The 11,022-nt window shown below is 73.5% G+C and carries 7 protein-coding genes; 4 read left to right on the top strand and 3 right to left on the bottom strand.

Annotation, left to right across the window (positions count from 1 at the left end; genetic code table 11):
- Nucleotides 1-1,805, top strand: a 1,805-nt coding sequence (locus tag ABZ924_RS36800; protein WP_361919804.1) for a transcriptional regulator, incomplete at its 5' end; no start/stop codon positions are given.
- Here the strand turns inward: ABZ924_RS36800 and ABZ924_RS36795 are convergent.
- Both ABZ924_RS36795 and ABZ924_RS36790 read right to left on the bottom strand, forming a co-directional pair.
- Entirely contained in the window at nt 1,792-3,786 is a 1,995-nt protein-coding gene (locus ABZ924_RS36795; protein ID WP_361919802.1) for a sigma-70 family RNA polymerase sigma factor, read from the bottom strand. The genes ABZ924_RS36800 and ABZ924_RS36795 overlap by 14 nt on opposite strands.
- 247 nt (nt 3,787-4,033) lie before the next feature.
- The gene (locus ABZ924_RS36790; protein WP_361919800.1) at nt 4,034-4,810 is read right to left on the bottom strand and encodes a helix-turn-helix domain-containing protein; all 777 of its coding nucleotides are present in this window, start codon (nt 4,808-4,810) and stop codon (nt 4,034-4,036) included.
- Between the two features lie 339 nt (nt 4,811-5,149).
- Here ABZ924_RS36790 and ABZ924_RS36785 point away from each other — a divergent pair, with 339 nt between their 5' ends.
- Together ABZ924_RS36785 and ABZ924_RS36780 are read left to right on the top strand one after the other, a co-directional pair.
- A complete protein-coding gene (locus ABZ924_RS36785) occupies nt 5,150-6,568 on the top strand; it encodes an NAD(P)/FAD-dependent oxidoreductase (RefSeq protein ID WP_361919798.1) in 1,419 nt (472 codons plus the stop codon).
- Between the two features lie 145 nt (nt 6,569-6,713).
- The gene (locus tag ABZ924_RS36780) at nt 6,714-8,534 is read left to right on the top strand and encodes an ATP-binding SpoIIE family protein phosphatase (RefSeq protein WP_361919806.1); all 1,821 of its coding nucleotides are present in this window, start codon (nt 6,714-6,716) and stop codon (nt 8,532-8,534) included.
- Between the two features lie 112 nt (nt 8,535-8,646).
- On the opposite strand, the gene ABZ924_RS36775 is transcribed toward ABZ924_RS36780, so the two are convergent.
- A complete protein-coding gene (locus tag ABZ924_RS36775; protein ID WP_361919796.1) occupies nt 8,647-9,948 on the bottom strand; it encodes an MFS transporter in 1,302 nt (433 codons plus the stop codon).
- Between the two features lie 111 nt (nt 9,949-10,059).
- Between ABZ924_RS36775 and ABZ924_RS36770 the strand changes: the two genes are divergently transcribed.
- Nucleotides 10,060-10,596: a MarR family transcriptional regulator gene (locus tag ABZ924_RS36770; protein WP_361919794.1), complete on the top strand. Its 537-nt coding sequence runs from the start codon at nt 10,060-10,062 to the stop codon at nt 10,594-10,596.
- Nucleotides 10,597-11,022 lie beyond the last annotated feature (426 nt).

Raw genomic sequence — 11,022 nt, 5'->3', positions numbered from 1 at the left:
GCTTCCGCCTCCTGACCGGCGGCGCCCGCACCGTGCTGCCCCGCCAGCAGACCCTGCGCGCGGTCGTGGACTGGTCCTGGGACCTCCTCGACGAGTCCGAACGGGCGGTCCTTCGCCGCCTGTCCGTCTTCGCGGGCGGCTGCGACCTCGCCGCCGCCGAAGCCGTCTGCACCGACGGCGACGGCGACGGCGACGGCCGGCCCGTCGACATCGCCGACGCCCTCGGCGCCCTCGTCGACAAGTCCCTCGTCATCGCCGCCCCCACCCCCGACGGCATGCGCTACCACCTCCTCGAAACCATCCACGAGTACGCCGCCGAGCGCGCGGCCGCGCACGCCACCGACCGCCTCGCCACCGCCGCCCGCCACGCCGCGCACTTCCTGGCCCTCGCCGAGGAGGCCGAGCCGCTCCTGCGCTCCGCCGCCCAACTCCCCTGGATCCGCCGCATGGAGACCGAACTCGACAACCTCCGCGCCGCACTCCTCCACACCACCGAAACCGCAGCCACCGAAACCGCCGAGACCGCAGCCACCGAGCCCGCGGCAACCGAGGCCGCCCAGCGCCTCGCCCTCGCCCTCGGCTGGTTCTGGTGGCTGCGCGACTACCGCCGCGAAGGCGCCCGATGGTCCGCCCGTATCGCCGCCCTCACCCCCACCGAACCGCCCGAGGGCACCCCCGCCTACTGGCGCCTCATGCGGCTGCAGTTGCTCCGCCTCAACCTGGACGCCGACGGCCGCCCGCCCGAGGAGTTCACCACCCCCTGGCACGTCGCCCTCGCCGACCGCCTCCGGGAGGTCTTCCGCCGCGGCGGCCCCGAGGCGGCCCGCTTCCCCGCCATGCTCTGGCCGATGACCGGCTTCCTCACCGGCGCCACCCCCGACTTCCGGGCCGGCCTCGACGCCACCGTCGCGAACTGCCGCCGCCACGGCGGTGACTGGGAACTCGGCGTCACCCTCATGCTCCGCACCCACGTCGCCATCGACACCACCGGCGGCCTGTCCACCGTCGACGCCGACCTCGCCGAACTCCACGAGATCGCCGGCCGGGTCGGCGACCGCTGGATCCGCTCCCAGGTCGCGAGCGCCGCCGGCGAGGTCGCCCTCTCCCGCAGCCGCTACGACTGGGCCCGCACCGAGTACGAGGAGTGCCTGCGCCTCGCCCGCGAGGTCGGGGCCCACACCGAGAGCCCCTTCGCCATCGCCCGCATCGCGGAGACCGCCTTCTGCCAGGGCGACTACGCCGAAGCCGAGCGGCTGCTCGCCGACGCACACCGGGAGGCCGAGCAGCACGGCACCGGCCACGAGATCCGCGCGTACGGCGGCCTGCTCGCCGCGCTGATCGCCATGGCCCACGGGGACCTCGCGCAGGCCCGCGACCGGTACGACCTCGCCCGCGCCGCCGTCCCGGACGCACCCGTGCCCCCGCAGCTCACCGCCGGCCTCGACAACGTCGACGCCCTCCTCACCGCCCGGGAGCAGGGTCCGGCGGCCGGCCTCGCCCGGATCGGGCCCGCTCTGGCCGCTGCGGTCGCCGCGCGCTGCGCCGAACGGGTCCTGGCCTCGATGGCCGACACCGCGGCCGTCCTGCTGGAGGCCGCCGGCCGCCCTGCCGCGAGCGTACGGGTCCTGGCGGCGGCCACCGCCTGGCGCGCGGGCCACCCCCGCTCGGTCCCCGAGCAGACGGCGGTGTCCGAGCTCCCGGCCCGGACCCGCGCAGCCCTCGGCCTGGAGCACCACGCCCGCGAGGCGGCGGCAGGGGAACTGCTGTCCCCGCCGGAGGTGGCGGCCCTGCTCACCGGCAGCTGATCACCGCATCGGCCCAGCTCGCCAGCGTCGGCAGCCTGCCCTGCCCGGCCGGCTCCACCACCAGCCGCAGCGTCCGGTGCCCGGCGAGGGACACGTTCACCGGCGCGGCCCGGTCCTCGTACCCGAGCGGCTCCGACCGCCACAGCCGCTCACCGTCGGCGTACACGGAGAACCGGACGGTGCCGTCGGTGAACAGCGACAGCCCGTCCACCCCGGCCCGCGCCGAGAAGGCAGTGCACTGCCGGTTGAGGGTGATCTCCACCGAGGAACGGGAGTTCACCGTGATGCCCTGCGCGTAGTGTCGATCGGCGATCCGCAGCCCCCAGCGCTGCCACACCCAGCTGCTGCGCCAGGTCTGCACCTCGGGCCTGCTGTGGTCGCCGACCGCGGCGTGGTCGAGCCGGGCCAGCGGGAAGCCCTGCACCGGCTTGACCGCGGTCGGCGAAGGCGAAGGCGAGGGCTTCGGGGGAGCAGAACCGGTCGAGGCGCTCGGCGCCTTCGACGGCGAGGGCTCCGGCGCAGCGGGCGACGGCGGCGCCGGCTGCGGCACGGCAGCGGACACCGGAGCCGAAGGAGAAGGAGAAGGCGGGGCCGAGGCCGGCCGCGGCCCGGGCCGTACGGGGTCCGGAGCGGTCGGCGGCTCCGACACGGCCGGGGACGGCGGCCCCGGCGAGGGCACCGCCGGCGCCGCCACGCCCGGAGCGGGCTTCGCCTGGGGCACCGGCTCGGGATCGTCCCCGACGAGCGCGAACACCACCCCGGCAGCCGCGGCGACCGCGATCCCGGCGGCCAGCGCGGCCTTGGCGGACACCCCGAGACCCTCGGACACCACCGCCGCCCCGCTCCCGGACCCGGCACCACCCGCGGCCCCACCGGCAGACCCGGCAGCCCCCGCCCCCGCACCGGCACCCGCACCGGCCCCGGCAGTCGACCCGCCCGACCCGGCAGCGGCAGCCGCAGCAGCCCCCGCCCCGCCGGCGACCACGGCCCCACCGGCCACCACCCCGGCGGCCTTCGCCGCGTACCCGGCGGCGAACCACCCGATGACCGCGACCGGCAGCAGCGCGGGAATACCCGCGTTGACGTCCTTGAGCTCCCCGGCGGCCAGCCGGCACTTGACGCACTCCTCCAAGTGCTTGCGCAGCCCCCGCTCGGCCCGCATCCGCAGCCCGCCGCGGGCATGGGCTCCCAGCCGGTCCGCGTACCGCGCGCAGTCGCCGCCCGCACTAAGCGCCGAACTCACGTGCGCCTGCAGATAGGCCTGCTTGAGCCCTTCCCGGGCCCGGCCGGCCAGCACCGCCGTCGCATTGGCGCTCAACCCGAACAACGGGGCGACCGCACTGGGCGAGGACTCCTCGACCGTGGTGTGCCACAGCACGGCCTGCCACCGCTCGGGCAGGCTCCGGAAGGCCTGCACGGCCAGCGACTGCTCGGCCTCGCGCATCGCCCGGACGTCCGCACCCGGTTCGAGCGTGTCGTCCCCGGACAGGCCGGACAGCCCGCTGCCGGTCTCGGTGCCCGCGGCCGCCTGCTCCGCGAACACCGCGAAGTCCTCCACGAGCTGCTCGCGCCGGGCCGTCTTCGCCCAGGCCGCCGCAACCCTGCGCACCGTGGTCAGCAGGTACGCCCGCACCGCCTGGTCCGGACCGGCCCCGCCCCGCACCGCCTGCAGGGTCCGCGCGAACACCTCGGCGGTCAGGTCCTCGGCCGTGTGCCCGTCCCGGCAGCAGGTCCGCGCGTAGCGCCGTACGGAATCGGCGTGCCGCCGGAACAGTTCCGCGTACGCGCTGTCGTGTCCGCCGCGCATCCGGGCGATCAAGTCGCCGTCGGACGGCGGCAGCTCGCCCCCGGCCGCACCCCGGGCCGCCGCGTGCCGCCCGCGCGGTTCCCGTTGGGCCGGGACCTGCCGGACGGGCGGGCTGTCCGCCTCGACGTCGCCGCCGGCACCGCCGGTCGGCTCGTCGCGACCGTCAACGCTCATTGCGGAAGTTCCCGCACGACACACTCAACCGGTACACCGTTCAAGCCTGTCACACGGGGGGCGCGCGCCGAACCCGTCTCCACGCGATCCACCCGTCCGGGCACCCTCCCGCGAAACGCCGCACCGCCCCTCACTCGTTCGAGTGAGCGATGCCGGCCGCCTCGCCCCCCGCTTCGAGGCCGAGAGCCGCCAACTCCACACACGCAGAGCTGTCGGCCCCCGCCTCAAACGCCGGCCTGGCGAAAGGTCAGGCCGTCCGGGAGCGCAGGCCCTCGAGCAGGATGTCGAGCAGCCGGGCCGAAGCCGCCGCCTGCTGTGCCGCGTCCGGCAGGGCCGGTGCGGCCGTGGCTATCACCAGCAGCACATCGGCCACCGTGACGTCGGTCCGCAGCTCACCGGCCTCCCGGGCCCGGTCCACCAGCTTGCCGACGACCTCCAGCAGCGCACCCGCGCCCGCGTCCTCCGACGGCTCGTCGGCGGCGGTCCGCCCGCCCACGACCCGCAGCTCCGGAACGCCCCCGGCAACGGCCTGCCGCTGCTGCGGAACCCGCACCTCGGGCGTCTCCTCGGCGGCGGCCTCCTCGGCCGAGCGGACCCGCAGCACCTGCGGCGGCAGCAGCCGCCCCGCGCCCGAGGCCACGGAGGTGCGCAGGAACCGCGACAGCGCCTGCCACGGCTCCTCCTCCTGGCCGAGCGCGGTCTTGGCCTGCTCCGTCAGCCGGGCGGTCTCCTCCTCGGCTATGCGCCGGACCAGGACGTCCTTGCTCGGGAAGCGCCGGTACACCGTGCCGACACCGACCCGCGCACGCCGCGCCACGTCCTCCATCGGGGCCCCGTAGCCGAGCTCGCCGAAGACCTCGCGGGCAGCGCGCAGCACGTGCTCGAGGTTCCGCTGGGCGTCGACGCGCAGCGGCGTGGAGCGGCCCACTCCGGTCGTGGCCGTGGTGGTGCCGCCGGCGATCACACGACCGTTGCTCTCGCCCGAGAGCGCGGCCGCAGAACCATGGAAATCGGAAATGTTCATATGTATCCCCCGGTAATCACTTGTCTCCCCCCGGAGACATCCCCGCCTTCGCGTCGAGGTGAGCCACGGTCAGCGGCCCCGGTCTTACTCCTCGACGGGATACGAACATAGTTGAGCCAGAGTCAATTCAGAAGAGGCAGCCCCCGTACGAGCACCGCCCGATCGGAGCATTCGCCCCCACTTTTCCGTTCCGCACCGCCTCGACCACCCCCTTCGCACGCTCTGACCTGCGGAACTTCCGTCCCGCTCGGGCCGTCCGAGAGCCCCGCCCCACCACCACCTCCGGTCACACAATCCGTCAGGCCTGTGGACAAACTCCCGGCCACGTTGCGTCATGGGATGGTGAAGGCTGCTAACTCCCGAGGCACGGCCCCTGGTACCGAGCCCGCCACGCGCATCCTCGTCGTCGGCGGCGGCTACGTCGGCATGTACACGGCGCTCCAGCTCCAGCAAAAGCTCAGAGCCGGAGAAGCCGAGGTCACGGTGGTCACCCCCGAGCCCTACATGACGTACCAGCCCTTCCTGCCCGAAGCCGCCGCCGGATCCATCAGCCCCCGCCACGTCGTCGTCCCCCTGCGCCGCATCCTCCCCAAGTGCCGCATCGTCATCGGCGAGGCCCAGCGCATCGACCACGCCAAGCGCACCGCCACCGTCACCACCCTCGCCACCGCCGACGAGGGCACCGGCGCGCGCGAGATCGAGTACGACGAACTCGTCCTCGCCCCCGGATCGGTCTCCCGCACCCTCCCCATCCCCGGACTCGCCGACTACGGCATCGGGTTCAAGACCGTCGAAGAGGCCATCGGCCTGCGCAACCACGTCATCGAGCAGATGGACATCGCCTCCTCCACCCGCGACCCCGCCGTCCGCGACGCCGCCCTCACCTTCGTCTTCGTCGGCGGCGGCTACGCGGGCGTCGAGGCCCTCGGCGAACTCGAGGACATGGCCCGCTACGCCGCCCGCTACTACCACAACGTCAAGCCCGAGGACATGAAGTGGGTGCTGGTCGAGGCCAGCGACCACATCCTCCCCGAGGTCGGCCCCGAACTCGGCGTCTACACCGTCCGCGAACTGCGCCGCCGTGGCATCGACGTCCGCCTCGAGACCCGCCTCGAATCCTGCGAGAACCGCGTCGCCGTCCTCAGCGACGGCGCCCGCTTCCCCACCCGCACCGTCGTGTGGACCGCCGGCGTCAAACCCCACCCGGTCCTGGCCGCCTCCGACCTGCCCAGGAACGAACGCGGCCGCCTCGTCTGCACCGCCTTCCTCACCGTCGACGGCGTCGAACACGCCTGGGCCGCCGGCGACGCCGCAGCCGTCCCCGACATCACCGCCCCCGAGCCCGGTCGCGAATGCGCCCCCAACGCCCAGCACGCCGTCCGCCAGGCCAGGGCCCTCGCGGACAACCTCGTCGCCGCCCTCCGCGGCGAGGCCCTCACCGAATACGCCCACAAGTACTCCGGCTCCGTGGCCTCCCTCGGCCTCCACAAGGGAGTCGCCCACGTCTACGGCCGCAAGCTCAAGGGCTACCCCGCCTGGCTCATGCACCGCGTATACCACCTCAGCCGGGTCCCCACGTTCAACCGCAAGATGCGCGTCCTCGCGGAATGGACCCTCTCAGGCCTCTTCACACGCGAGATCGTCTCCCTGGGCTCCCTCGAACACCCCAGGGCAGAATTCGAACTCGCCGCCGGCGGCGGCCACCGGCCCCCCGCACCCCCGCCCGCCCCCGACCCCCCGCAGGACCGTCAGGGCTGACGCTGTCAGTGCGGTCGGCCACACTGGACGTGTGACCATAGGTGTGCTCACCCCTGCACAGAGTGACACGCCCCCCAGTGACACCGCCCCGCGACCCACCCCAGCGATACAGCGACCACTTGCGACACCACGAGGCTTGAACGCAGTGAACTTCACGCGCTGGAGCGCCCGGTTTCCCGGAACGCAGCGCCGCGCCGCCGCCCGGTCCGAACACGCCGCCGCCCAGGCCAAGCGCGGTGAAGGCGCCGTCCCGGCAGCCCGCGGCGCCGCCGGCCGTCCCGGGGTGCCCGCCGACGGCGGCCCGGCCGACCCCACCGTCTCCGGTACGGGCCACGGCGCCGGCACCGGCCAAGCCGCCGGCACCGGCACCGGCCCGGGCACCGGGCCCGGCCACGGCACGGCCCACGGCACCGTCCCCGCCGTGCCCTCCCTCGACGAGCTCTCCGTACGCGAGGTCCTCGGCCGGCTCCCGGCCCTCGTCGCCCTCGTCCACGGCCCAGAGCACCGCGTCGCCTACGTCAACGACGCCTACACCGCCGGCTTCGGCCCCCGCCCCACCGGCAGCCCCGTCCACGAAGCCCTCCCCGAGCTCGGCGAGCTCGGCCTCCTCCCGCTCCTCGACCAGGTCCAGCGCAGCGGCAAGCCCCGTACCGCCAAGAACCGCACCGCACCCGGCGGCGGCAGCACGTACACCGTCACCTGCACCCCCGTCGAGTTCCCCAAGGCCGCCCCCGAGCCCGCCGCCGAGGCGCACCCGCACCACACCGGCGTCCTCATCCACCTCGCCGACGTGACCGACCACGCCGAAGCCGTCGAGCGCCTCCGCGCCAGCGAGCGCCGCCAGCGCGAGGCCGCCGTCACCCTCCAGCGTTCCCTCCTCCCGCAGGAGCTCGAACAGCCCGACGACCTGCGCATCGCCGCCACCTACCAGCCCGGCGGCACCGAGGCCGCCGTCGGCGGCGACTGGTACGACGTCATCACCCTCGGCGCCGGCCGCACGGCTCTCGTCATCGGCGACGTCATGGGCCGCGGCGTGCGCGCCGCCGCCGTCATGGGCCAGCTGCGCACCGCCGTCCGCGCCTACGCCCGCCTCGACCTGCCCCCGCACGAGGTGCTCCAGCTCCTCGACGGCCTCGCCGCCGAGATCGACGCCAGCCAAATCGCCACCTGCGTCTACGCCGTCCACGACCCCAACGAGGGCCTGCTCGCGTACGCCTCCGCCGGCCACCTGCCGATCCTCGTCCGCGATGCCGACGGCACCGTACGCCGCGCAGCCGACCCCACCGGCCCGCCGCTCGGCACCGGCGGCTGGCTCCACACCTCCGGCACCATCGCGCTCGGCCCCGGCTCGACCGCCGTCCTCTACACCGACGGGCTCGTCGAGCGCCGCGGCGAGGACATCGACGAAGGCGTCGCCGCCCTCGAACGAGCCCTCGCCGGCGCCCAGGGCACCCCGTCGGTCATCTGCGACCGCCTGATGCGCGCCCTCGGCATCGACGCCGACCACGACGACGACGTCGCCGTCATGGTCCTGCAGCAGCCCCACCGCACCGGAGCGGACGCAGAGCTCTTCCACAACGCCGCCCTGGAACTCCTCGGCGGCGTCGAGGCGGCCCCGCGCGCCCGCGCCTTCGCCCAGGGCGTCCTGACCTCCTGGCGCTTCCCGGTCGAGCTGTGCGACCTCGGCGTCCTCGCCGCCAGCGAGCTCGTCGCGAACTCCCTCCAGCACGGGACGCCGCCCATGCGGCTGAGGCTGCGCCGCACCGACCGCCGCCTGATCGTCGAGGTCACCGACGGGGACGACCACCTCCCGCGCCGCCGCCGCGCCGAACCGGGCGACGAGACCGGCCGCGGCATCTCGATCATCGCGACGATCGCATCGTCCTGGGGCTCCCGCCGCACCCCCGGCGGGGGCAAGGCCGTCTGGTGCGAGTTCGCCCTGCCGGACCAGAAGCCGGACAAGTAGCGCAAGCAGCAGGAAGGCAGCCGCAAGGCAGCAGAAAGGGGCCCGGTCCACAAGACCGGGCCCCTTCACTCCCAGGCACTCACCACGGGCAGCCGCCTGCCCGTCTCCGTACCTACACGGCCACCGGCTCGGCAGCAGCCCGTACGGCCACCGCCGCCGGGGCCGCCGACGCCTGCGCCTTCAGCAGCGCCGGCCTGTCCTGCACCGCGCTCAGCTGCCGGCCCAGGCGCAGCGCCAGCCAGGAGATCCCCAGCGACACCGCGACGAACACCGCGACGTACAGCATCGGCAGCCCCGCACCCAGCGGCACTCCCAGCGGCCCCAGGGCCAGCGCCATCTGCTTGACCAGCGCGAACGCCGAGTTGTACTGGCCCACCGAGCCCTCCGGCGCCAGGTCGGCCACCAGCGGCGCCAGCGTCGGCGACAGCATCGCCTCGCCGATGCCGAAGAGCCCGTACGTGGTGATGAACGCGGCGGCGGCCATCACGGCGCTGCCGTGCCCGAGCCCCGAGAACCCGGCGATGAGCCACGCCGCGGTCCAGATCAGCCCGACCAGAGCGATCACCCGCGACCGGCGGCGCCGCTCGACCAGCTTCAGCACGACGAACTGCGCGAGGACGATCGCACCGGTGTTGGCGGCGAGCGCGAAGCCGAGGGTGGAGGGGGAGATTCGGGCGGCCTCGGTGCCGAAGGCGGCCAGACCCGACTCGAACTGCCCGTAGCAGGCGAAGAAGATCACGAAGCCGAGGACGAGCAGCTTGACCATGGCCCGGTGCTCCAGCATCCGCTTCCAGCCGCCGCCGGCCTGCGCCGGGTCCTTGGGCAGGGCGTCGGTGATGGCGGGCGCGTGCGGCATCCGCACGGTGAGGATGACCCCGGCCAGGACCAGGAACATCACGGCCTCGATGCCGAACAGCAGCGTGAAGCTGCCGGGCCGGCTCTCGTCGACGATCTGGCCGCCGATGAGGCCGCCGATGCCGAGCCCCAGGTTCTGCATGAAGAACTGGAGGGCGAAGGCCCGGGTCCGGGTGGCCGGGGTGGAGCACCACACGATCATCGTGGCGAGCGCCGGCTGCATGACGGCCTGCCCGGCGCCCAGCGCGAGGGCGGACAGCAGGATCGGCACGATGCCGGTGGACAGCCCGAGCGACAGCGCACCGACGGAGGCGGCGACGGCGGCACCGATGACCACGGGGACGGGGCCGCGGCGGTCGATGACGCGACCGGTGAAGGGCAGCGCGATCAGGGCACTCACGGCGAAGGCCACGAACGCACTCGTGGCCGCCATCGAGCCGAGCCCCCGCACCTGCGCCACGTAGATGTAGAGGAACGGAACCGTGAAGCCGATGCCGAACGCGGTCAGCGCGTTGCCGGCCTGGATCCGCCGCATCGCAGCGCCCATCACCCTGGTCACTTTTCACCTGCCTGAGTCCTGAAGCCCGAAGTCTTCACACCTAAAGTTCGATGCTTAACTCTACACATCGAAGGAGTTAGACGCCAACGGAGTCATGCGATACTTCGGACCATGGGTGACACCCCCGACGGCATTGCGCCCGTCCACGAGCCGAGCCTCGACGAGCAGATCGCCGTCTACCAGCGCGAGTTCCAGGACCTGGACCCCCAGGTCGAGAAGGTGGTCTCGGCGCTGAGCCGCCTGAACCGCCGCATGAACGTCGCGTACGGGCGCCAGACCGCGGCCCTGGGCATCAGCAACGCGGAGTGGGAGGTCCTCAAGGCCCTCGTCCTCTCCGGGGCCCCGTACCGCATGGGCCCGAGCGAACTCGCGAAGCAGCTCGGCCTGACGCCGGCGGCCATGACCCACCGCATCGACCGCATGACGGCGGAGGGACTGGTCACCCGCGAGCGCGACGAGTCGAACCGGGTCCGCGTGATCGTGGAGCTCACCGACGAGGGGCGCAGCAAGTGGCTCGACGCGATGCGCGCGGCCACGGTCTTCGAGGAGGACCTCCTCCAGGACCTCTCCACGGCGGAGCGCGGCCTGCTGGGCGACATGCTCACTCGCCTGCTGGACCGCGTCGAGGACCTCCAGTCGCGCAGCTGACGAAGTCGTCGCCCGAGGGGGTTGACAACCCCCTCGGGGTTCCGTAGCGTTCTGTGGGTTGTTCCAGAGCCGAAAGGTTCGGGGAGCAGCCATCCAGCCGCCTCGTCGCGGCACCCAACTCAGCAAGATCTCCCGCCCGGGGGCTTATTCGGTGTGCCCGAATGAATTCCGGAAGGCCGATTATGAATCGGCCGGGAAATCCACTAGAGTTCTGGGAGTCGGAAGGGCCCAACAGCCCGGAAGACAAACCCCGCTGACTGGGGGTCAGGCCCGAAAGGATCTGATAGAGTCGGAAACGAAGAAAGAACGAAAGCCCGGAGGAAAGCCCGAGAGGGTGAGTACAAAGGAAGCGTCCGTTCCTTGAGAACTCAACAGCGTGCCAAAAATCAACGCCAGAAGTTGATACCCCGTCCACTTCGGTGGATG

This window comes from Streptomyces sp. NPDC046876, assembly GCF_040645035.1.
Lineage (GTDB): Bacteria > Actinomycetota > Actinomycetes > Streptomycetales > Streptomycetaceae > Streptomyces.
The sequence above is the reverse complement of the archived record's forward strand: the minus strand, read 5'-3'. Positions and strand labels throughout refer to the sequence as shown.

Excerpts from the sequence above, each read along its gene's own strand:
- ABZ924_RS36795 (WP_361919802.1), bottom strand. The coding sequence starts at position 3,786 with ATGAGCGTTGACGGTCGCGACGAGCCGACCGGCGGTGCCGGCGGCGAC.
- ABZ924_RS36790 (WP_361919800.1), bottom strand. The coding sequence starts at position 4,810 with ATGAACATTTCCGATTTCCATGGTTCTGCGGCCGCGCTCTCGGGCGAG.
- ABZ924_RS36770 (WP_361919794.1), top strand. The coding sequence starts at position 10,060 with ATGGGTGACACCCCCGACGGCATTGCGCCCGTCCACGAGCCGAGCCTC.
- ABZ924_RS36785 (WP_361919798.1), top strand. The coding sequence starts at position 5,150 with ATGGTGAAGGCTGCTAACTCCCGAGGCACGGCCCCTGGTACCGAGCCC.